The following is a 23,352-nucleotide window of genomic DNA, read 5'->3' as shown; positions in this document are numbered from 1 at the left end:
AGTGTAGGTCCCCATAAGTCGATTCATTGCATGATAAAGCAAAAAGCCTTTATCTTTACCCATTCAATATAACAACCTATGAAACTTCAGCTTTTTGACAAACAGGTTTATACCGACAGAAGGAATATATTAAAGCAAACTATCGGGCAGGATGGCATTATCCTGTTGTTAGGTAACGAGGATAGCAGCATGAATTATAAAGACAATTGCTACCCCTTTCGTCAGGACAGCACTTTTCTTTACTACTTTGGTCTGGATGTGCAAAACCTGGCCGCCATCATTGATACCGACACTGGCGAGGAAGTGATCTTCGGTAACGAATTAACCATTGACGATATTATTTGGACAGGCACCCTGCCTACCGTACACGAAATGGCGGGATTGGTAGGCGTTACCCAAACCAAACCGCTCGACCAGATACTGCATTACGTACATAAAGCGCTGATAGCCGGCAGAAAAGTACATATTTTACCGCCTTACCGTCCCGAAAACCGCATAAAACTGGCTACCTGGTTCAATGTAAGCCTGGCTGATGTGCAGGATCATGTATCGGTTAAACTCATCAAAGCAGTAATTGCGCAACGGGTGATCAAGACACCGCTGGAGATACAGGAAATGGAAAAAGCGGTTGATATTAGTGTGGATATGCAGCTGGCAGTTATTAAAGCCACCCGCCCCGGCATTAAGGAGTATGAACTGGTGGCCATAGCCAATGAAGTAGCATTGGCAGCTAATGGTCGCCTGGGTTATGGGGCCATTATTACCACCCATGGCCAAACACTACATACTCATTATTATGGCAATATACTGCAGGATGGCAACATGGTACTGAGCGATATTGGTGCCGAAAATGATATGCATTACGGCGGCGACCTTACCCGTACTTTCCCGGTGGGCCGCAGCTTTACCAGCAAGCAAAAAGAGCTATACGAGGTGGTGCTTAATTCAATGAACCATGCTATCAGTCTGCTAAAACCGGGTACGCGTTATAAAGATATTCACCTTGCCGCCTGTCAAAAACTGGTGGAAGGACTAAAACAAGTGAACCTGATGAAAGGCGATGCAGCCGAGGCTGTTGCTGCCGGCGCGCATACCATGTTTTTTCAATGCGGGTTGGGGCATATGCTGGGCATGGATACACATGACATGGAGGATCTGGGCGAACCATACGTGGGCTATACCGATACGCTGAAAAAAGAAACCGTGTTCGGATTGAAATCACTGCGCCTGGGACGCGAGCTGGAAGCCGGTTACGTATTGACTGTAGAACCGGGCATCTATATCATCCCGGAGCTAATCGATCGCTGGAAAGCCGAAAACAAATACGCCGATTTTATCAACTACGATGTACTGAACACCTACCGCGATTTCGGCGGCATTCGTATTGAGGATAACTTTTTAATTACCGATACGGGTAGTCACTTGCTAGGTAAATATTTACCAAAGACTTTGAAAGAGATTGAGGGATTGAGGGGGTAGTATCACTCTTATTTTGTCATCCTGAACGCAGTGAAGGATCTGTTTGCGAGCTATGCAAATCGTAGAATAGATACTTCACTACGTTCAGCATGACAAAGAATGTTGGAGGTTAAAGGAATCAAGGAAATCCTATAATCCGAGAAATCAGGGTTCAGCCAGCAATATGGTTTTCCCTTACCATTTTCTCTAAAGCATCTATCCAGATAGGCGAATCATTCAAACTCTCTACAAGCTGAACTTTTTCGCCGCCAAGGGCTTTAAACTCGTCGCCGTATTCGGTGGTAACTTCATAAACGGTTTCCAGGCAGTCGGCTACAAAAGCGGGGCAAAATACCAGTAAGCTCTTTTTACCTTCCTTGGCCAGTTTGGATACAATTTCGCTGGTGTAAGGCTGTACCCATGGGTCGTTACCCAGGCGCGACTGAAAGCAAATGGTATATTTATCCTGGGGGATATTCAACTTCTGGGCAATTAATTTAGCCGTATGATGCGATTGTGCCGAATAGCAATTTTTATTGGCATCGGTCAGTGTTCCGCAGCAGTCATTAACTTTTAAGCAGTGTTGTTGGGTATGATCGGCTTTAACCAATTGCCTTTGCGGCAAACCGTGGAAGCTGAACAACACGTGATCATAGCTTTCGGGGTGGTACTTTTGGGCGTTATCGGCAAAGGTGGCTATCATGCCTTCATTGTCATGAAAAGAGTTTACGAAGGAGATATTAGGCTTGGTGCCCCAGGCTAGCAATAGTTCCATCACCTTATCGTAAACAGAACCGGTACTGGCCGATGCATATTGCGGAAACAGCGCGATAACCTGTATATCATCAACCAAAGCAGCTTTAAGCCTATTCAGTGCCGATTCAATGGAAGGGTTTTGGTAACGCATAGCCAGTTCAACAATGTATTCATCACCCAGGCGCTGTTGCAGGGCTTTTTGCTGTAACAGACTATAATGCATTAATGGCGAACCGGTTTCCTTATCCCAGATAGCCTGGTATAATTTAGCCGATTTTGGAGCCCTGAAAGGAGCTATTAATCCGCGTACTAACAGGGTGCGCGATATAGGGTTGATATCAATTACCCTTGGATCCATCAAAAACTCATTCAGATAAGTACGTACATCGGCCGTTGAAGGGCTATCGGGCGTACCTAAATTTACTAATAAAACTGCTTTTTTACCCATAACTATTTCAGCCGCAAAAATATAAAAATATTACCCCCCTATCCCCCTAAAGGGGGAACAATTTACAAATAAATGATTGGTACGTGTTCCGCAGGTCTGTCATCCTGACGAACGAAGTATCTATTGTTTAATTATGCTTGTGGATTAATAGATTCTTCACTCCGTTCAGAATGACAAACTATTTTTTAGACTCAGCACCGGGCAAGGCTCGCCATAGTTTCCACCAAGGCACCCAGGGCGCATCATGGTGTTCATAATGATAACCGAAAAAATAACAACTCAAAAACGCCGCTACATGATTGCGCCGCTGGCTCCGGGCAAAATAGAGGTTATCATGCTCGCCTTTGTGGGGCTGATATGTGCCAAAATAAAACAGCTGCAAAGTGCTTAACAATGATGGCACTACCCAAAACATGATCAGATTGGGCTGGGGTATCCACAATTTTAAAATATTGAATACAATAGCCATCGCCACAATTTGCCATACCGATAAATAATTGCGAATAAATCGCACATACCAGCTCCAGAAACCACCTTCGTGATAGTCCGGATCATCCGCAGTATGTACATGGCTGTGGTGCTGGTGATGCTTGGTGTATAGTTTGGGATACCAGAACGAGGCGTATAAAAAAGTACAGATATAGCCGGTAAGGTTATTCAGTGTGCGATTGGGAGAAACGGTGCCGTGCATGGCATCATGCGCGGTGATAAATAAACCCGTGTACAGGTGCATTTGAACCAGCACCAACAAATAAACCAGTGGATTGGCAAAGCTGAAATGCCAGCGCATCAATAAAACAATGCTCGCGACCCAACAGCCAATGACCAGCAGGGCAATAAATAAACCTGTATTTGATAGGCTTTTTGGCATGATGATTATACAACAGCAAAAAGCGTGCTGTTAAAATTGTTCGAGCGCGGCTTTTACGTCCTGCATCAGCCACATGGGGGTTGATGTGGCCCCGGCTATGCCAATGGTATCATTCGGCGAAAACGTGCTTTTATCCAATTCGCTTGCCGATGAGATAAAGTAGGTATTGGGATTATGCTTGCGGCAAACCTCAAATAATACTTTCCCGTTTGATGATTTACGCCCCGATACAAAAACGATCTTATCAAACCTGCTTGCAAATTTGGGCAGGTCCTTATCCCGGTTAGATACCTGGCGGCAAATGGTATCGTTTGCTTTCAGGTTGTATCCGCGGGATATCAGCTCGTCCTTGATACCGTAAAACTTTTCCATGCTTTTGGTAGTTTGGGTATACAGCGTAATATTTTCAGGAAGTTCTACATTATCAAGTTCAGCAATATCCTGAAAAACGATGGCCTCGTTATTGGTTTGTCCTTCCAGGCCAATAACCTCGGCATGACCGTGCTTACCAAATATCAGAATCTTTTCGTTGGCATCGTAAGATGTTTTGATGCGATTTTGCAGTTTTAAAACCACCGGGCAGGAGGCATCTATCAGGGTAATATTGTTCTCTAAGGCGACGCGGTAAGTATCAGGAGCTTCGCCATGCGCACGAATCAGTACTTTTTCGTTTCGCAGATTGGCCAGCTCGCTGTGTTCAATGATACGTAAACCTAAGGCTTTCAGGCGTTCTACTTCTTCATCGTTATGCACAATATCGCCCAGGCAATACAGGTAGCCATCCTCGGCCAGTATTTCCTCGGCCATATCAATAGCATACACCACCCCGAAACAAAAGCCCGAATCCTGATCAATAGTAACCTTTAACTGATACTCTCCCATGATGTTGCAAATTTACAGCAAAAATAACCGTTGATGGTAATGATTATGTGATTTCGTTGATTTTTGTTAAAACGATATACCGAAGCTTCGTCATAAATCATCTGCTTAAAATCCCCCTATACAAAACTTGATCCAGCGATAAGCGTAGCATTGCTATTGCTTTAAAGTTACTCCGGAGGAGTAAAAGCTTTGTAGAAAACAAAAGAAGGTATTAAGCATGCCGTAGGTATGCAACCTGAGTACAGTACCTACGGCACTGGTCTTGAAACCGGATGCTTTCTACAAAGCTTAACCCCAATGGGGTTTACCTCCCTTAACTTATGATATTAGGGTGCTGGAGGGACTTCAGTTCAGCAACTCCAGTGCCATAAAAAACACAAACTGCATAATGAGTAGCATAGGAGCTACCATACTTTGCCGCTTAAATTTAAACTGATCAAATAAGAAAAGCAATAGTGCGCTCAAACCAAACCAGCAAACATAATTCTTAAGGGGTATGTGATTATTTGTCCAATGCCAGTAATCAAAATGGATGGCCATAGGCTCTATCAATACATCCAATAACACCAGGATAACAGCACCGGCCAGTATCCGAGCAATGCCGCTTTTGATGCGGCTTCGTTGCAGCAATATTCCTGTGGAGTAGATGAGCAAAAACCAGTTTATGCCTATCATCACGGGTATTTGAAAAAGCTTAAAGCCCAGGGTTTCGCCATAAGTATAATTACCAAACAACCGGCCCGTATGCACACCTATCCATTCGGCCGCAAAACCAATAGCAAAAACCAGCAGAACAAAAAGGAAAAACCGACTTTCCAATTGATGGTGATTGTATACGATTACAATGGTCATGAGCAACAAATGCCAGGGCACCAGTTTTAAAAACAACACATCGGTTGCCGGCAATGAACAGCCTATTAAACCCACTGCATGAAATAATATAATGATGATAATAGATACGCGCTGTGGCCGTGTAGTGGCCGCCTTTAGTGGATTTTTCAAATCCTGCGCCCTTTCCATACCGTTGTTTTGGTGAGGTATTTTTGTATGGATAAAACCGCGATGACGAGCATATTGAACATTTGCACCGGATGCATGATGATGTTGCTTACCGGGTTCTGATCTGACAGCAGCGAGATCATAATGCGGCTCAAGGCTATCAGTCCCAGCATAAACAACAACAGGGGCAAATTCAGGGTCATGGCCACGATCATCGGTCCGCCGATGATGAGTACGATATAAATTAAAAAGCCGATGATACTATAATTAAACGCCGCCAGGAAGTTTTTACTAAACCCGTTGATGGCTTCATTATAGCTTTTGTACATACGGCAGCTGATCATCCCGTTGGCCAACAGAGCTTCGCCATTATAAGCATTGGCTTTAATGAGCCGCATAATCTCTACATCCTCTACCACCTTATTTTTTGCAGCCTGGTGCCATTGGTGCTGGTGGTAAGTGGCGGCATCAAACAGCATAAACTGACCGCTGGCTGCGGCTACCGAAGCATTTTTCACCAGGTATATGAGTCGTACAGGCAACAGGTTTAACAATATAAAATGCATGAGCGGCACTACGGCTCTTTCGCCGGGAGTTTTCATCTGCTGATTGGTAAACAGGCTCAATAAACCCAACTGATGCAGATGCATGCGGTGTACAGCGCTATTGATCAACCCCGGTTTTACCTCTTCATCGGCATCCAAAAAGAGCAGGTATTTACCAGCAGCCTGCTGGGCCAGTTGATGGCAGGCATAGTTTTTGCCTATCCAGCCATCGGGCAATTTGTCGCCCTTGATCACCCGGAAACGGGGATGGTTTTCGGCAAAAGCCTCACAAACCGCATACGTATCATCGGTTGATTCATCATCCAGAATGATCACCTCATAATTTTGATACTCCTGCTGATGGATAGATTGTAGCAGCAAAAGAATATTATCAGCCTCATTACGGGCCGGGATGAGGATGGATACCTTATCCTGATAGGCCTTGCCCACCCGGTGCAATTTAGGGTTGGAAATAAAATTAAACAGGGTTACTGTAAAACGCAGAATAATAAAAAAGAGGGTTATTGATATGGCAATGATCACTTTATAATATTATTTCGGTTTCACGTTGTTTTGCTGAATCATAATGCTGCTGATAGGCCTGTGCCAGTTCATCTATATTTTTGCAAGCCAAACTTTCGTCTATCCCCTTTAAGTAAACGGTAGCCGTAGGCTTTTTGTGTTTTAAGTACTGAATAAATGTTGCAGAAAATACGAGCCTGAACTTATCCTGCGCTTGCTCCATTATCCGCAAAACTCCTTTTTCAAAATTCACCTTGTCAACAAAATTGGAGTACAATTTCCCCTGCGGAAATATCAGTACCAGGTTTTGCGGATCATGAAGCAGCTCTGCAGCGTAATTTATGGTTTGTATGATATCCCTGGAATTTTTATTGATCGAAAAAGCGCCCATATATTTAAAAAAAGATACCCGGCGTACGGTATCTTCCAATATCATGATATGGAATTTTTTACCTATCAGCTTATGGTTTAAATAATACATTAAAAAGCCATCCCACCAGCTAAAATGATTGGCCAGCAGCAAAACTGCTTTGTCACCAGGTACAGATAACCGGTCAAACTGAACCGCATGAAAATTACGCCCGATTATCCGCAGGATATAATGATGAAAAAACCAATGTATCAACTTGTTTTTTTGCGGATAAACCATTGTTATAGTATCAAGTAGTTAGTATCAGGTATCAAGACTGTAGCAACAGTTAAAATGTAAAGATAACTCATATACAAGTGTCAAAATTATCTTATCAAAAATCTTGATACTTGATACTAACTACTTGATACCATCAATGTTCCATATTAGCCTGTTTTTGTAAAGCCTGCTGATGAAAATTGTTAATACGTTGTTTCAGTTCCTCGAACCGCACTTCTCCCGCAACACCACAGTCAAAATGATGGATGTAGGCCCGCGGTTTCAGGCTCTCAAAATAATCTATCAACGTACATTGGTAAATTATCTGGCATGGACCTTTGATCTGTTTGATCAATCGTTCAATACCGTTCTCCACATGAATATAAGTTTCATGATTAGAATATAAAGCTCCCTGCGGAAATATAGTGACCAGGTTTTCCGGATTGTTAAGCAAGCCGGCCGAATAGGTGAGCGACTCCAACATTTCGCGCGAACTTTTTTTCATAGAGAAAGCGCCCAGGTATTTAAAATACCAATGCTTTAAAAAATGATCATGCTGCATCATAATGTAAAGGCGACGCTTTAAGTTATTAAACGCGGCATAGTTTGCAAAAAAACCATCCCACCAGCTAAAGTGGTTGGTAAGCAATAGGATGGAATGCCCGGCGCGCGGCTCAAATGGCTGTATGTTGATCTCCTTAAAATTACGCCCCATCCACCAGCGCATAAAGCGGTAAAACATTCGGCTTAAAGTATCATTCTGGCGCGATGGCAACATAATTTATCGTACTAAATATTCATCCAATGCTTTAATAACCAGCCAATGCCCCAAGGCCAGCTCGTGTACCTCTGCATTATCCAGTTTTTCAATAAAAGGCATCGCTGCCGATTTGGGGAACAACTTATCGTCCTTACCAAATATCAGTTGGCAATTTATTTTATACTGATTGATCCGGGCCGCTATTTTCTCCACATCGGGTTTCAGCAAACGGATCAAATTTAAGGTATAATACGTATCCAGCCGCTTTTGTTCGGTATCAATTTCATTATAAGCAATCTGGTACAGATTCTGGTCTATCAGGCCCGTCCGTTTCACGATTTTCAATACAAAAGGGGCCAGCCATTTACTTTTGGTTACCCTCCGGAACATGAATTTACCCAGCGGGTTGTGCAACAAAAAATGAAACCCTTTATATACCGACAAGCCATCCGGCGCCATTAATATCACATCGTCAATTAAATGAGCATATTCTTCCAATAATATCAGAGCCAGGTTGGCGCCAATGGAATAGCCCATCACCGAGAACCGTTGCTCGCCATACATTTTAAACCACTCATGCATGTAAGTATGTACCATGTTTTTGGGCATGCCCGCGGTGATCTGCTCTTCTGTCCAGCCTTCGAGCTTGCTGCCGCCATGAAAAAAGTGATCGAAGCCGTAAATGTGGTATTTGGGTAGGATAGAGCGCTCCAACACCTGAAACTGTTTCCCCGTCATGCCATAACCATGAAAAGCCAGCAGTGGTTTCTGGCCGGTACCATATTCATGAAAATGCGCTTTACCCAAACCAGGCAGATGTAAAAAACCCATAATTTTTTGATGTGCAGATATGCGGATGTGCAAATGTGCAGATTTCAAATGTGCAAATTTTGTTAATTCGTAAATTCTGTTAATTCCGGTTCAGACAAAAAGCATCCGCACATCTATAATCCTCACATCTGCACATCTATATGGCTCATGATCATTTCCGTGGCACCGGTATGTTCCTGTACGTAATTGTATATCTTTCTGCTGGTTGTGCTGTAAAATGCCTCGTCGCTGATCAAAGTATCTACAATTCCTTTTATTTGTGCTTCATCGCTAATACTAAAACCTGCTTTCAGCGCTATCAGTTCCCGTGCTTCGTTAAACTTTAAATAATTCGGGCCAAATATCACGGGTAAACCGAAGGCCGCGGCTTCGAGCGTATTATGGATACCCACACCAAACCCACCGCCAATATAAGCTATATCGCCATAGGCATATAAAGACGACAGCATACCAATGTTATCTATGATGAGGACTGGGGGATATTCAGGAGCGGGGTGCGGGGTGCGGGGTAAAGGTAGGTCCGATACCTCTTTTGAGTTTTTCACCAGTTGTTCTTCTTCTGTGGTGTTCAAGAGCGCTGCGCGGTTTTGAATTTTAAATTTTGAATTATCTCCCAGTTGTGAGTATTTTACGGTTGAGCCTGGGGGCAACAGACCTATGAGGTTGTTTACTTTTTCTTCACCAATCTCATGCGGGGCAAAAATAAACTTCCAGTCGGGATACAAAGCGGGTAGGGTGGCCAGCAATTTTTCATCTTCGGGCCAGGTGCTGCCTGCTATAAAAAGTTTTTTCCCGTTCTTAAATTCACTTACGCCTGCTATTTCCTTCGGATTTTGCGCGTTGGCCCATACCCGGTCAAAACGGGTGTCGCCGCTTACGGTTACGTTGTTAATTCCAACCTCGCTGAGTAATTGTTTGGAGCTTTCGTCCTGCAAAAAAAAATGTGTTACAAAACTCAGCATTTTACGGTGCAAACCGCCATACCATCTAAAAAACACCTGTCCCGGCCTGAATATCCCGGAGACAATATATAATGGAATGCTGCGCCGGTTAAGCTCTTTAAAATAATGATACCAGTACTCATATTTAGTAAATACAACCATATCCGGCTTTATGGTATCAATAAAATCACGGGCGTTGTTTTTTGTATCCAAAGGCAGGTAATAAACCGCATTGGCAAGGGGGGTGTTTTTCCTGATTTCGTAGCCCGAGGGCGAAAAAAAAGTAACCACAATGCTTTTGCCGGGATATTGCTGGCGCACAGCTTCCAAAATTGGCCGGCCCTGTTCAAATTCACCAAGTGAAGCAAAATGGAACCAGATACTACTATTAAATGGTGCTATTTTTTGTTGCCGGCGCCCGTTTATCCATAAACCAGCCTTGGTGTTAAAAAACGAAACAAGCCATACAGCGAAGTAATATAATTTGATTCCAATGTTATATAAAAACATCAATTTAAGTATGAATGATTATCTTAGCCGGGCATAAAAGTAATAACAATAATTACAATATGAGGAGAGTAGTTGATTGAGTGAGTAGTTGATTAAGTTTATAACTGTTTCTATTTAACCATTCACCTACTCACTCAATCAACCACTCACCCGTAATAACGGAACAAGTATGTCAAATCGTAAAAGGATATTAATAACCGGGGCCGCCGGCTTTCTGGGTTCGCATTTGTGCGACAGGTTCATCAAAGAAGATTACCATGTTATAGGCATGGATAACCTGATCACTGGTGACCTGCGTAACATTGAACACCTGTTTAAACTGGAAAACTTTGAGTTTTACAACCACGATGTATCCAAGTTTGTACACGTTCCTGGCGAATTGCATTACATACTGCACTTTGCTTCACCGGCAAGTCCTATTGATTATTTAAAAATACCTATCCAAACCCTAAAAGTGGGTTCGCTGGGTACGCATAACCTGTTGGGGCTGGCCCGTGCCAAAGGCTCCCGGATGCTGATCGCTTCAACATCCGAAGTTTATGGTGATCCTAATGTAAACCCGCAGCCCGAAGAATACTGGGGTAATGTAAACCCAGTAGGCCCGCGCGGCGTTTATGACGAGGCTAAACGTTTCCAGGAAGCCATTACCATGGCTTACCATACTTTCCACGGACTGGAAACCCGCATCGTACGTATCTTTAATACCTATGGCCCACGTATGCGACTGAACGATGGTCGTGTATTACCCGCTTTTATCGGTCAGGCTTTAAGGGGCGAATCATTAACCATGTTTGGCGATGGCTCACAAACCCGCTCGTTTTGTTACGTAGATGACCTGGTTGAAGGTATTTACCGCCTGCTTCACAGTGATTACGCGCAACCGATGAACATTGGCAACCCCGATGAGATCACTATCAGACAATTTGGCGAGGAGATCATCAGGTTAACCGGAACTGATCAAAAATTGATCAGTCTGCCATTGCCGGTTGATGACCCAAAACAGCGCCGTCCGGATATTACCAAGGCCAAAGCTATTTTAGGCTGGGAGCCCAAAGTATCCCGCAGCGAGGGTTTAAAAATCACACTTGATTATTTTAAATCGCTGCCCGAAAAAGAAATAAACCACAAGGATTTTACGTACTATAATAAACATTAATATACACTGCTTAAAATGAAGATATTAGTAACCGGCGGTTTGGGTTTTATAGGCTCGCATACCGTTGTTGAATTGGTAAATGCAGGTTATGAACCTGTTATAGTTGACGACCTGTCAAACTCAGATCCTAAAATACTGGATCAGATAGCGCGGATAATAGGCTACAAACCTGTTTTTCATAAGCTTGACCTCAGCAACGAACACAGTGTAAAAGAACTTGCCGTTAACGAGCCCGATATTGATGGCATTATTCATTTTGCTGCTTTTAAAGCTGTTGGCGAATCGGTACAAAAACCACTAAAATACTACCGTAATAATTTTTACTCCCTGATTAACTTATTGGATGCTTATTACGGCAAGCCACTGAATTTCATTTTTTCATCAAGCTGTACCGTTTACGGTCAGCCAGATATATTACCCGTTACCGAAAGCGCACCAGTAAAACCTGCGGAATCGCCTTATGGCAATACCAAACAAATTGCCGAAGAGATATTGAGAGATACTATAGCCTCGGGCAGTAACTATAAAGTAATAGCACTAAGATATTTTAACCCGGTTGGTGCTCATGAAACCGGGCTTATAGGCGAACTACCTATTGGTGTACCACAAAACCTGGTACCTTTTATTACACAAACCGCTATCGGTAAACGTGAAAAATTAACCGTATTTGGCAACGACTACGACACCGTGGACGGTAGCTGTGTTCGTGATTATATACATGTGGTTGACCTGGCCAAGGCACACGTGGCGGCGCTGAAACTGGCCGAAAAGGAAAGCTTTACCGGGTACGATGTATTTAATATTGGCACAGGTAATGGCAGCACCGTATTAGAAGTGATACACGCCTTTGAACGCGCTACCGGTGTAAAATTAAACTACCAGATTGGCCCGCGCCGTGCGGGTGACGTAGAAAAGGTTTGGGGTGATGTAACTAAATCAACCAACAAACTAGGCTGGAAAGCCGAACTGGGTGTTGATACCATGATGCTATCGGCCTGGGAATGGGAAAAATACATATCACAAAATCCTTTATAAAAAACAAACACGAATTGCTCGAATTTTATCGAACTTCTCTAATTGAACATTTTTGATCGGTACGATTTGATTCGTGTAATTCGATAAAATTCATGTAATTCGTGTCCATTAACATTCTACCGATGAAAAAAATAATTATTACGGGTGGTGCAGGTTTTATAGGATCACATGTAGTGCGTCGTTTTGTAAAAAACTATCCCGACTATACCATTATCAATTTAGATAAACTGACCTATGCCGGCAACCTGGCTAACCTTGTTGATATTGAGCATTCACCCAACTATCGTTTTGTAAAAGGAGATATTGTTGATATAGCTTTTATTAACGAACTGTTTGCCACCGAACAACCCGACGCGGTGATACACCTGGCTGCAGAATCACATGTGGATCGTTCTATTGTAAGCCCGCTGGAGTTTGTGATGACCAATGTTGTGGGTACCGTTAACCTGCTTAATGCCGCGCGCGAAAACTGGAAAGGCCGTTATGACCAAACCCGTTTTTATCATGTATCAACCGACGAGGTTTATGGTACCCTGGGCGATGAAGGTATGTTTACAGAAACAACAGCCTACGATCCGCATTCACCATATTCGGCATCAAAAGCCAGCTCAGATCACTTTGTGCGCGCCTACCAGGATACCTATGGAATGAACACTGTATTATCCAACTGCTCCAACAATTATGGCTCGTATCATTTCCCGGAAAAACTGATACCTTTAGCCATCAATAATATTAAACAAAGCAAACCTGTACCCGTATACGGCAAAGGCGAAAACATTCGCGACTGGCTGTGGGTTGAAGATCACGCCCGTGCTATCGACCTTATTTTTCATAAGGCAAAAGCCGGCTCAACCTATAACATAGGCGGGCATAACGAGTGGAAGAACATTGACCTTATCCAGTTGTTATGCACTATACTGGATAAAAAACTGGGCAGACCCAAAGGGGAATCGGCTAAACTGATCACTTTTGTAACAGACAGAGCCGGTCACGATCTAAGATATGCCATAGACGCCTCTAAACTTAAAAATGAATTAGGTTGGGTACCCGGAATAACCTTTGAAGAAGGTCTGGAAAAAACCGTCGATTGGTACCTGGCTAATGAAGAATGGTTGGAAAACGTCACCTCGGGTCATTACCAGCAATATTATAGTGAACAGTATGCTAACCGATAAGGGTACTATGCTTAGGAGCGTCAGGGAAATAATTATTAACTGCGAATAATTATGTTTGGGTTATTTAAAAAGAAACCGGAAAAAAGGCATACGAACTTTAACTATGATTCCATCATGGTAGATATGCACTCGCATGTGCTGCCAGGAATTGATGATGGTGCCAAAACACCGCAGGACTCTGTTATCCTGATCCGTAAGATGATGGACCTGGGTATAAAAAAGGTGATCGCTACTCCGCATATCATGGTTGATTTTTACAGGAATACTCCCGAAACCATCAATAACGCGCTTAATATATTAAAAGCCGAGCTGGTAAAGGAAAACATTGATATACCTGTTGAAGCAGCCGCTGAACACTATTTCGACGAAACTTTTGAAACCCGGGTAGATGAGGGTAAACTTCTTACTATGGGCGATAATTATGCCCTATTTGAATTTTCGTTCATCAATAAACCACCAAACGCCATAACGGTTATCCAAAAGATGAATGACATGGGCTACAAGCCAATTTTGGCCCACCCCGAAAGATATCCTTACATGGATCTGGAACAGTTTAAAAACCTGCATACCTGGGGCTGTAACTTTCAGTTAAACACCATTTCGCTAACCGGGTATTATGGCCGGGAATCAAAAAAAATGGCCGAAAGTCTGATCGATAATGAACTGATCGATTTTATATCGAGCGATATGCACCATACCAAACACGCCGCGGCGCTAAAGGATGCCCTGCGTACCACTTACATCGAGAAGTTACTTTTTGATTATCCGCTGAAAAATACGTTGCTGCTGTAATTTAAGTGTCAAGTAGTTAGTATCAAGTATCAAGACTTTTTTATTTAGAAATTCAGAAATCTTGATACTTGATACTAAATTCCTATTCATATCTCAAGGCCTCTACCGGGTCAAGCCTCGACGCTTTTTTGGCTGGGTAATAGCCTGATATCAGACCAATAAAAGTACATAGTACCACAGCAAAAAACAGCCATGCCCAGGGCACTACAAACGTTCCGCTGATTTGAACGGCTATCAGGTTACCTATCGCCATTCCTAACAATATGCCTGCAGCCCCGCCTATAAGGCATATCACAATAGCTTCAATTAAAAACTGCTTGCGTATAACCGCGGGTGTTGCTCCAATAGCCTTACGCACACCTATTTCACGGGTACGCTCTGTAACCGATACCAGCATAATATTCATGAGCCCGATGGCCGCTCCTATTAGGGTAATAATACCTATGGCAAAACCCGCAATGGTAATGCCCAGCAATTGGCTCGAAAGTTCTTTCTGTACAGAATCACTCCGGGTGATATCAAAATTAGTAGTGTTAGCGATATTGAGCCCCCTGATATTGCGGAATAAAGAGGTGGCCTCACCTATAGATGCATCAAGTGCACCGGGCGTAGCCACTTTAATAGTTATAGTATATGACACATTGCGCGCCGTATCTATCTGCTTGGCTTTTAATATAGGTATAATACAAAACTTATCTCCACCAAAGGAGCTTGAACCTTTTGACGCTATTACACCAACTACACGGTATTTGTTGCCCCCTATAAAAAGCGACTTATTTACGGGATCTTCCTTTTTAAATAGCTTTGTTTTGATCTCGTCTCCAATAAGCACCACATTGGCGCCATGCTCCAGTTCGGACGAAGAAAAGTTACGCCCAAAGGATAATTTTTTACCGGTGGTAGCCAGATAATTTTCATTGGAGCCCGAAATAGAAATATTAGGGTTTGTTTTTTGATTACCGTACTTGGCCACCGCCGTGCCTGTAACATCCAGATTGATGGCGGTTAAAACCGGTAATTTAAATGTTTTTTTAAAGCGTTCGGCCTGTTCATAAGTAACTGCCGGGTAAGCCTTATGGTTTCCACCGTTGCCAAAGTTTAACCCCTCCCCGCGGTTTTGAATAGTGAACGAGTTGGCTCCCAGATCGGCAAAAGCATCATTGGTAAATTGCCGTATCCCCTCAATAGCGGTTAAAATACCCACCAGGGCCATAATACCTATAGCGATAATTAACGAAGTTAGCGAGGTACGCAGCCTGTTGCCGGCTATAGACTGTAATGCAATAGAGATGTTTTCTTTGTAGGAGGTTTTTACCGGCATGGTATAAAAATAAAAAAACTTTGCGGTTTGACTGTGTACCGCATCATTTTGTTACAGCAAACTCAACCGTTAAACTAAATAAAAATGCATATCAATTAACATGACCATTCACCCGGCATGCAAACACTATAGCAAATAAAAAAAGGCAACCCATAGGCTGCCTTTTTTATAATATCTTCAATCCGGAGGTTATACTGAAAATGAGGTACCGCAGCCACAAGTACTGGCAGCGTTAGGATTATTAAAAGTAAATCCACGGGCATTCAAGCCATCCTGAAAATCAATTTGCATACCTGCCAGGTATAAACCATGGGCCTTGTGCATAAATACTCTTATACCGTCGATATCATATTCCTGGTCGCCATCCTTTTTCTGATCAAAGCCAAGCACATAATTCATGCCCGAACAGCCCCCACCTTCAACGCCAACACGCAGGCCAAAATCATCGCCTATCTCTTGCTGGTCCTTCAATTTAAAAAGTTCTTTAACGGCTCCCGGAGTAAAGGTTACCGGTGCAATTTCAACAGCAGTGCTCATCTTATTTTTATTTAACTATACAAATATAATGTAAAATGTAGATTTTTGTTGCAACCGGTATTTTATGACCTCAGTTTAACATTTTATAAAACATGCAAACATTACCCTATATACTTGATATTTTAAAATACACCGTTGCCGGCATTGGGGTAGTGTGGGTGGCCCTTTATTTATTTAAGCCCTACCTGGATAAAGCCGAACAAATACAGGTGCTCGAATTAAAAAGGGCGGTCAGCAGTCAAACTTTACCGCTGCGGCTGCAGGCTTATGAGCGCGTTATCCTGTTTATTGAACGGGTAAATCCGGCCAGCATGCTTATCCGCCTTAATGCATCGGGCCTTTCGGCAGCCGAGCTGCACATGATGGTGGTTTCCGAGATCCGGAATGAGTTTCAGCATAATGTTACCCAGCAAATTTATGTAAGCGTTAGGGTATGGAACGTAGTAAAAAGAGTAAAGGACGATACGCTTGCTTTGGTTAATAATACCATGAAGGCATTGCCGCCAGATGCTTCGGCCACAGAGATGAGCAAAACCATACTAATCCATCTGAGCCGCCAGGAGCAGGATCCTTATGAAATAGCTACCAGTTTGGTAAGACAGGATATAGAAGAGTTATTTTAATCTCCTCCTGCCCAACTGTAGAAATCGCTGGTCAATTTTGCACACTCTTGGTAAATAGGAATACAGTGTGTAATTTTTAACAGACGATGATTATAACCCGATGTTGATAAATAAACCTAAGGCATTTTTTTATTTGTCAGTATACCAGAACATTAATTTTTAACTGTTGTGCTGGCACCAAATTGGCTCAACTATTGTGGAAAGCCATCGTATAAAAAATAATTATCCCCCTGGTAATTATTCTGATTTTTTATTAAATTAATCGGTTCATATTAATTGGGACTAACGGAAATATAATTGCAATTTTTGCTGTAAAAATCAATATTTAATGAGTTTTTTTCATTAAAAAGCTGATTATCATGCCAGAAATTTATTTGCCAAAAAAGTGAAAATTTAATTTTTTTATAAGCTTTTTTTGGCAATATTCGATGTTCCGTAGCAGGCCCAAAAATTGTTTCGCTGGGGGTTGGAAATCAATATATTACTAATATCTATATGGAAAAAACCTGTACTACTGTTTGGAATAGCTGCCTCCAGATCATAAAAGATAACATCCCAGCACAAAGCTTTAAAACTTGGTTCGAGCCAATAAAAGCTTTACGCATGGAAGGAAGCGTTCTGACGATACAGGTACCAAGTTTATTCTTCTATGAGTGGCTCGAGGAGCACTATGTAGGTTTACTGCGCAAAACAATCAAAAAACAATTAGGCGACGAAGGACGTTTAGAGTATAATATAGTTGTTGAGCAATCATCAAGTAAACCATACACCACTAATATGCCTTCGAACGGAAATGGTGCCGAGTCCAAAAATCAGTCAATGCCGATCCCGATCTCCATCAACAAGGACATCAAAAATCCGTTTGTGATCCCCGGCTTGAAAAAATTAAATGTTGATCCGCAGCTGAACAGGAATTACACCTTTGAAAACTTTGTTGAAGGTGATTGCAACCGTTTAGCCCGCTCTGCCGGTTATGCCGTTGCTGCAAAACCAGGCGGTACTTCTTTTAATCCTTTAATGATATACGGCGGTGTTGGTTTAGGTAAAACCCACCTGGCCCAGGCCATTGGTAACGAAATAAAGCGCTCCCTGCCCGATAAACTGGTACTTTATGTATCGTGCGAAAAATTTACCCAACAATTTGTTGACGCGCTTAAACATAACAACATTAATGATTTTGTGAACTTTTACCAGGCTATTGATGTACTGATCATGGATGATGTGCACAACTTTGCCGGTAAAGAAAAAACACAGGATTTCTTCTTCCACATCTTTAACCATCTACATCAATCGGGCAAACAGCTGATCATCACTTCAGATAAAGCGCCTAAAGATCTGGCTGGTTTAGAGGAACGTTTGCTTTCGCGGTTTAAATGGGGCCTGTCTGCCGACTTGCAGATCCCTGATCTGGAAACCCGCATGGCTATCCTCAAAAACAAAATTTATCAGGACGGCATTGAGCTTTCAAATGATGTAATTGAGTATGTAGCGCATAACATTGACAACAATGTACGTGAGCTGGAAGGCGCCATGGTATCCCTGCTGGCACAGTCGACCCTGAACCGCAAGGAGATTGACCTGAACCTGGCCAAGCAAATGCTCAAGAACTTTGTGAAAAACTCATCTAAAGAAATTTCGATGGAGTATATCCAAAGCCTGGTTTGCGAGTACTTTGAAGTGCCTATTGAAATGGTAAAATCACAAACCCGCAAACGCGAAATTGTACAGGCCCGTCAAATATCCATGTACCTGGCCAAAGCCCATACCAAAAGTTCATTAAAATCAATCGGTCACTTCTTTGGCGGCCGCGACCACTCTACCGTAATTTACGCCTGCCAAACCGTTGAAGACCTTATTGATACCGATAAGAAGTTTAAAGGTTATGTTGCCGACATTCAAAAGAAACTCAAAATGTCGTAACTGACCTATTATCATATTACTATGGGCCCTGTATATTGTTTATGCAGGGCTTTTTTTGTGTTTTTGCTATCGGCCGGAGGCCGGGTAATATCGGTCACTCGGCTGGAGCCGAGCGACAGCACATCATATCATGAAACAAAAAAGCGCAAGCAATCGCTCGGCTCCAGCCCACAGGTGTTGGGAAGACATAAATTTATACCAAACGTTGTCATTTCGATGAGCAGAAGCGCTGAGGTCTGGGCAGGAGGGCGAAGAGAAATCTTGTACGATTTGCTTATCTCGACGTATAAGATTTCTCCTCGTACCTCGTCGAAATGACAACTTTTTCTTCTTCCCAACACCTGTGGGCTCCTGCCGAGTGACAGTTATAACCCGGCCTCCGGCCGACGAATCTAACTCCCCACCGGTTCCATCATTTTCAAAATGGCGTCAATGTATTCGCGGTTGTTGGCCAGGCGGGGTACTTTATGCTGACCACCCAATTTACCCTTTTCTTTCATCCAGTTGAAGAAAGTGCCTTCGGGGGCACGACGAACAATAGGTCGGCGCAGGGCCATGTCTTTAAAACGTTTGGCGTCATAGTCGGAGTTGATGCGGCGCAGGGTTTCATCCAGCAGATCTACAAAACGTTCAAACTCGGCGGGTTTCTTTTCAAATTCAATGATCCATTCGTGCGCCCCGCAGTCGTTACCATTAAAATAAACCGGTGCCGCTGTGTATTCTTTAATGATGGCGCCGGTTTGGCGGCAGGCCTCTTCCAGGGCGCGCTCGGCATTGTCAATGATCACCTCTTCGCCAAAGGCATTGATGTAATGTTTGGTGCGCCCGGTTACCTGGATGCGGAAGGGGGAAAGTGACGAAAATTTAATGGTATCACCGATCATATATCGCCACAAACCGGCGTTGGTAGTTATAATAAGCGCGTAGTTCTTATCAAGCTCTACCTCGTCCAGTGTAAGCGTCTTAGGATACTCGTCGTGCAGGTTTTCCAGTGGCAAAAACTCGTAGAATATACCATAATCCAGCATCAGCAGCATATCACCCGGCTCTTTAGTATCCTGAATGCCAAAGAAGCCCTCTGAGGCATTATAGTTCTCCAGGTAATACATGTCATCACTCGGGATCAGCGTTTTAAACTGCTCGCGATATGGGGTAAAATTAACCGCCCCATGAAAGTACATCTCCAGGTTTGGCCATACTTCGAGCAGGTTTTTTTTGCCGGTAATTTCCAGTATACGTTTAAACAGCACCAGGTTCCAGGTAGGCACCCCGCTGATGCTGGTTACATTTACATCCTTGGTGGCCTGAGCTATCTTTTCAATTTTTTCTTCAAAGTTTTCCAGCAGGGCTATGTCCAGGTCGGGCGTGCGGTGAAACTCGGCCCAAAGGGGCAGGTTTTTCATAATCACGGCCGAAAGATCGCCAAATGAAGTATCGGCACTCAGCTGGCTCATCTGGTGACTGCCGCCCAATGTCAATATCTTCCCGGTGAACATGCGGGCATTGGGCTGGTTATTAAAATAAATAGTAAGCAAATCCTTACCGCCTTTAAAATGGCATTCTTCCAGCGCTTCCTCACTCACGGGGATAAACTTGCTCCTGTCGTTAGTAGTTCCCGATGACTTGGCAAACCAGCGGATCTCTGAGGGCCACAATACATTTTTTTCGCCCATAAGCATACGCTCGATATAAGGCTTAAGCGTATCATAGTTCTGTATGGGTACCCGTTCTTTAAACTGATTGAGGTTTTCGATACTTTTATACTGGTATTTGCGGCCCCATTCGGTGCTTTCGGCGCCCGATATTAGTTGTTCAAACCACTCCTCCTGCACCTCATTAGGGTACTTCATAAAAAGCTCTATCTGGTGGATACGCTTTTTCATGAACCAGGTAAATACGGAGTTAAAGATCGTCATAGATAGGGAGAATCAAGATATAAGAATCAAGAGTCAAGATAGGAAAAAAATAAAACAATTTTAGAGGCAAGATAGTAAGAGTCAAGAATCAAGACGAGAAAAACTCTTACTAAGCGTATTATTATTTTCCTGATTCTTGGCTCTTGATTCCTGACTCTATCATTGAGGGAATACTTTTCTTTTCAAAACAAAATTTGCACCCAGATATACCTTACGTACCATTTCATTTTCGGCCAATACTTCCGGAACGCCCGATTCCAGTATCTTACCTTCAAAAAGCAGGTAAGCACGGTCGGTGATGGATAGGGTTTCCTGTACGTTGTGGTCGGTGATGAGGATACCTATGTTGCGGTGCTTTAACTTGGCTACCATCGACTGGATCTCTTCAACCGCAATCGGATCCACACCGGCAAAGGGTTCATCCAGTAAAATAAAGTTGGGCTCAGCAGCCAGGGCTCGGGCAATTTCGGTACGGCGGCGTTCACCGCCCGATAACAGGTCGCCCCTGTTTTTGCGCACCTTATGTAAACTGAACTCATCAATCAGTTCTTCCAGTTTATCGCGTTGGCGCTCCGTGGTCATTTTACCCATTTCCAGTACCGCCTTGATATTGTCTTCAACAGAAAGCTTCCGGAATACCGAGGCCTCCTGTGCCAGGTAACCGATACCCTTTTGTGCCCGGCGGTACATAGGGTCCTGGGTGATATCCTGATCATCCAGGTGAATAACACCCTCGTTAGGTTTTATCAAACCCACGATCATATAAAACGATGTGGTTTTACCCGCACCATTAGGCCCAAGCAAACCTACAATTTCGCCCTGTGATACCTCAAACGATACATCGTTAACAACCGTGCGCTGCTTATATTTTTTTACTAAATGGTCTGCTCTTAATATCATGTTGTAAATTCAAAAGTCAAAAGTCAAAAGTCAAAAAACACGTTTCCAACTTAAGCTTCAACTTACATGTACACTCCAAAAGCCGATCAATTTTTGACTTTTGAATTTTTAATTTTGACTTAACTTAAACCCTTATTCCTTTTATATTCAATTGTATAGTACGTCTTTCGCGCCACACGTTTTCTTCAATGGTATAGCAAATATCAAATTGCACGCCCGGCTTTAACTGCGACAGATATTCGCCATGGTTAAAGGCGATGCAATCAAAAGCGGCCGAGCCTTCCTGCATTACCGACATTTTGATATGAGCCGAACCTACCAGTGCGGCATTGCCGTTAACATACACATTTTTACTGATAAAAACCGGCGCCATATTTTCGGGCCCGAACGGTGCAAACTGGTTCAGGATCCGGAAAAATTTGGGTTCTATCTGGCTTAAACGTAATTCGGCGTCAATTTGTATCTGCTGTATCAATTGTTCGGGCGATATGGTAGCGCTCACCACTTCTTCAAAGCGCGCTTTAAAAGCTTCCACGTTTTCGGGCTCCATAGTTAAGCCAGCTGCATATTTGTGGCCGCCAAATTGTATCAGCAGATCCTTACATTCGCAAAGTGCCTCATAAAGATCATATCCCAATACCGACCGGGCCGAGCCTGCTACATACCCGTTGGAGCGGGTAAGCACAATGGTTGGCCGGTAATATTTTTCGGTAAGACGCGATGCTACAATACCGATAACCCCTTTATGCCAATGCTCGTTAAAAACCACGGTTGATTTACGGCTGATCAGTTCTGCATCACTATCGATCATATTTAAAGCCTCGCCGGTAATATCCACGTCGTGCCCTTTACGTTCGGCGTTATGGGTATTGATCATCATACCTTTCTCGCGGGCCAGTTTTTCGTCGCAGGCTATCAATAGTTCAACCGCGTGTTTGGCGTCATCTATCCGCCCGGCGGCATTAATACGGGGGCCCAACAAAAACACCACATCTGATATGGTCAGGCTGCCTGTTCTGCCGGCAATCTCCACCAGGGTTTTTACACCCATGCACGGATCGGTATTGATCTTTTGCAGGCCAAAATGGGCCAGTGTACGGTTTTCGCCGGTGATGTGTACAATATCGCAGGATATGCTGATAGCCACCAGGTCAAGATAACGGGCGACCTCTTCAAAGGGTATATCATGTGTTTCGGCATAAGCCTGTATCAGCTTAAAGCCAATACCGCAGCCCGAAAGCTCTTTATAAGGGTACTCGCAATCATTCCGCTTAGGATCAAGTATGGCTACGGCTGCAGGTAGTTCGGCACCCGGAAGGTGGTGATCACAGATAATGAAATCAACTCCCCGGGTATTGGCATACTCAATTTTATCAACCGATTTAATACCGCAGTCGAGCGCTATGATGAGGGTAAAACCATTATCGGCCGCATAATCAATGCCCTGGGTTGAAATCCCATAACCTTCTTTATAACGATCGGGGATATAATACTCCAGGTTTTCGTAACGATCCTTAAAAAAGCTATATACCGTAGCAACGGCAGTGGTGCCATCCACATCATAATCACCAAACACCAGTATTTTTTCGCCGGCGGCTATGGCATCTTCAATACGTTCTATAGCTTTTTCCATATCCTTCATCAGGAATGGGTCATGCAGGTGCAGGATATCGGGCCTGAAAAAGTAACGGGCTTCATCAAATGTGCTTATACCCCTGTTAACCAGCAGGGTACTCAAAACGGCATCAATATTCAGGTCGGCAGCTAATTTTTTGACTACTTCATGATCAGCGTTATCCCTTACCGTCCAGCGTTTATTCATACAT

Annotated in this window: 21 protein-coding genes; 7 read left to right on the top strand and 14 right to left on the bottom strand. The window is 43.3% G+C overall.

Annotated features, from left to right (window positions below; all coding sequences use genetic code 11):
- Window positions 1-78: 78 nt before the first annotated feature.
- On the top strand, window positions 79-1,479 hold the full coding sequence (locus FHW89_RS16490; protein ID WP_172336149.1) for an aminopeptidase P family protein: 1,401 nt from the start codon (window positions 79-81) through the stop codon (window positions 1,477-1,479).
- 151 nt (window positions 1,480-1,630) lie between these two features.
- Here FHW89_RS16490 and hemH read toward each other — a convergent pair whose 3' ends face one another.
- The 9 genes from hemH to FHW89_RS16445 all read right to left on the bottom strand — a co-directional run bounded on the left by hemH (window position 1,631) and on the right by FHW89_RS16445 (window position 10,151).
- Window positions 1,631-2,662, bottom strand: coding sequence for a ferrochelatase (gene hemH / locus FHW89_RS16485; RefSeq protein WP_172336148.1), 1,032 nt, complete (start codon window positions 2,660-2,662; stop codon window positions 1,631-1,633).
- Between the two features lie 178 nt (window positions 2,663-2,840).
- Window positions 2,841-3,533 carry a fatty acid desaturase gene (locus tag FHW89_RS16480; protein WP_172336147.1) on the bottom strand — a complete coding sequence of 231 codons (693 nt, stop codon included), beginning with the start codon at window positions 3,531-3,533 and terminating at the stop codon, window positions 2,841-2,843.
- Between the two features lie 30 nt (window positions 3,534-3,563).
- Entirely contained in the window at window positions 3,564-4,415 is an 852-nt protein-coding gene (locus FHW89_RS16475) for a 4-hydroxy-3-methylbut-2-enyl diphosphate reductase (RefSeq protein WP_172336146.1), read from the bottom strand.
- Between the two features lie 345 nt (window positions 4,416-4,760).
- Window positions 4,761-5,435: a carotenoid biosynthesis protein gene (locus FHW89_RS16470; RefSeq protein ID WP_172336145.1), complete on the bottom strand. Its 675-nt coding sequence runs from the start codon at window positions 5,433-5,435 to the stop codon at window positions 4,761-4,763.
- Complete coding sequence (locus FHW89_RS16465; protein ID WP_172336144.1) at window positions 5,414-6,502, bottom strand: glycosyltransferase; 1,089 nt, start codon at window positions 6,500-6,502, stop codon at window positions 5,414-5,416. The genes FHW89_RS16470 and FHW89_RS16465 overlap by 22 nt, the downstream gene beginning before the upstream one ends.
- A 1-nt stretch (window position 6,503) precedes the next feature.
- Entirely contained in the window at window positions 6,504-7,130 is a 627-nt protein-coding gene (locus FHW89_RS16460; RefSeq protein ID WP_172336143.1) for a lysophospholipid acyltransferase family protein, read from the bottom strand.
- A 133-nt stretch (window positions 7,131-7,263) separates the two neighbouring features.
- Window positions 7,264-7,887 carry a lysophospholipid acyltransferase family protein gene (locus FHW89_RS16455; RefSeq protein WP_172336142.1) on the bottom strand — a complete coding sequence of 208 codons (624 nt, stop codon included), beginning with the start codon at window positions 7,885-7,887 and terminating at the stop codon, window positions 7,264-7,266.
- 3 nt (window positions 7,888-7,890) lie between these two features.
- Window positions 7,891-8,700: an alpha/beta fold hydrolase gene (locus tag FHW89_RS16450; RefSeq protein ID WP_172336141.1), complete on the bottom strand. Its 810-nt coding sequence runs from the start codon at window positions 8,698-8,700 to the stop codon at window positions 7,891-7,893.
- A 122-nt stretch (window positions 8,701-8,822) separates the two neighbouring features.
- A complete protein-coding gene (locus FHW89_RS16445; RefSeq protein ID WP_172336140.1) occupies window positions 8,823-10,151 on the bottom strand; it encodes a glycosyltransferase N-terminal domain-containing protein in 1,329 nt (442 codons plus the stop codon).
- A gap of 169 nt (window positions 10,152-10,320) precedes the next feature.
- Here FHW89_RS16445 and FHW89_RS16440 point away from each other — a divergent pair, with 169 nt between their 5' ends.
- The 4 genes from FHW89_RS16440 to FHW89_RS16425 all read left to right on the top strand — a co-directional run bounded on the left by FHW89_RS16440 (window position 10,321) and on the right by FHW89_RS16425 (window position 14,309).
- Window positions 10,321-11,307: a UDP-glucuronic acid decarboxylase family protein gene (locus tag FHW89_RS16440; protein ID WP_172336139.1), complete on the top strand. Its 987-nt coding sequence runs from the start codon at window positions 10,321-10,323 to the stop codon at window positions 11,305-11,307.
- Window positions 11,308-11,322: 15 nt separating this feature from the next.
- On the top strand, window positions 11,323-12,342 hold the full coding sequence (gene galE / locus FHW89_RS16435) for a UDP-glucose 4-epimerase GalE (RefSeq protein ID WP_172336138.1): 1,020 nt from the start codon (window positions 11,323-11,325) through the stop codon (window positions 12,340-12,342).
- 122 nt (window positions 12,343-12,464) lie between these two features.
- On the top strand, window positions 12,465-13,517 hold the full coding sequence (gene rfbB / locus FHW89_RS16430) for a dTDP-glucose 4,6-dehydratase (RefSeq protein WP_172336137.1): 1,053 nt from the start codon (window positions 12,465-12,467) through the stop codon (window positions 13,515-13,517).
- Between the two features lie 51 nt (window positions 13,518-13,568).
- Window positions 13,569-14,309: a tyrosine-protein phosphatase gene (locus tag FHW89_RS16425; RefSeq protein WP_172336136.1), complete on the top strand. Its 741-nt coding sequence runs from the start codon at window positions 13,569-13,571 to the stop codon at window positions 14,307-14,309.
- 82 nt (window positions 14,310-14,391) lie between these two features.
- Here FHW89_RS16425 and FHW89_RS16420 read toward each other — a convergent pair whose 3' ends face one another.
- Both FHW89_RS16420 and FHW89_RS16415 read right to left on the bottom strand, forming a co-directional pair.
- Window positions 14,392-15,630, bottom strand: a complete 1,239-nt coding sequence (locus FHW89_RS16420) for an ABC transporter permease (protein ID WP_172336135.1) — start codon at window positions 15,628-15,630, stop codon at window positions 14,392-14,394.
- Between the two features lie 189 nt (window positions 15,631-15,819).
- The gene (locus FHW89_RS16415; RefSeq protein ID WP_166092793.1) at window positions 15,820-16,167 is read right to left on the bottom strand and encodes an iron-sulfur cluster assembly accessory protein; all 348 of its coding nucleotides are present in this window, start codon (window positions 16,165-16,167) and stop codon (window positions 15,820-15,822) included.
- 92 nt (window positions 16,168-16,259) lie between these two features.
- On the opposite strand from FHW89_RS16415, the gene FHW89_RS16410 reads away from it, so the two are divergent.
- Together FHW89_RS16410 and dnaA are read left to right on the top strand one after the other, a co-directional pair.
- Complete coding sequence (locus tag FHW89_RS16410; RefSeq protein ID WP_172336134.1) at window positions 16,260-16,790, top strand: hypothetical protein; 531 nt, start codon at window positions 16,260-16,262, stop codon at window positions 16,788-16,790.
- Window positions 16,791-17,285: 495 nt separating this feature from the next.
- The gene (gene dnaA / locus FHW89_RS16405; RefSeq protein ID WP_076371801.1) at window positions 17,286-18,710 is read left to right on the top strand and encodes a chromosomal replication initiator protein DnaA; all 1,425 of its coding nucleotides are present in this window, start codon (window positions 17,286-17,288) and stop codon (window positions 18,708-18,710) included.
- 392 nt (window positions 18,711-19,102) lie between these two features.
- Here dnaA and FHW89_RS16400 read toward each other — a convergent pair whose 3' ends face one another.
- The 3 genes from FHW89_RS16400 to recJ form a co-directional block, all read right to left on the bottom strand.
- The gene (locus FHW89_RS16400) at window positions 19,103-20,626 is read right to left on the bottom strand and encodes a GH3 auxin-responsive promoter family protein (RefSeq protein WP_172336133.1); all 1,524 of its coding nucleotides are present in this window, start codon (window positions 20,624-20,626) and stop codon (window positions 19,103-19,105) included.
- A 159-nt stretch (window positions 20,627-20,785) separates the two neighbouring features.
- Entirely contained in the window at window positions 20,786-21,526 is a 741-nt protein-coding gene (lptB, locus tag FHW89_RS16395) for an LPS export ABC transporter ATP-binding protein (RefSeq protein WP_172336132.1), read from the bottom strand.
- 124 nt (window positions 21,527-21,650) lie between these two features.
- On the bottom strand, window positions 21,651-23,348 hold the full coding sequence (gene recJ / locus FHW89_RS16390; protein ID WP_172336131.1) for a single-stranded-DNA-specific exonuclease RecJ: 1,698 nt from the start codon (window positions 23,346-23,348) through the stop codon (window positions 21,651-21,653).
- Window positions 23,349-23,352: the final 4 nt, after the last annotated feature.

The sequence above is a fragment of the Mucilaginibacter sp. SG564 genome (assembly GCF_013149275.1).
Taxonomy (GTDB): Bacteria; Bacteroidota; Bacteroidia; order Sphingobacteriales; family Sphingobacteriaceae; genus Mucilaginibacter.
Note: the sequence above shows the minus strand (reverse complement) of the source record. Positions and strands in the feature narration are given on the sequence as shown.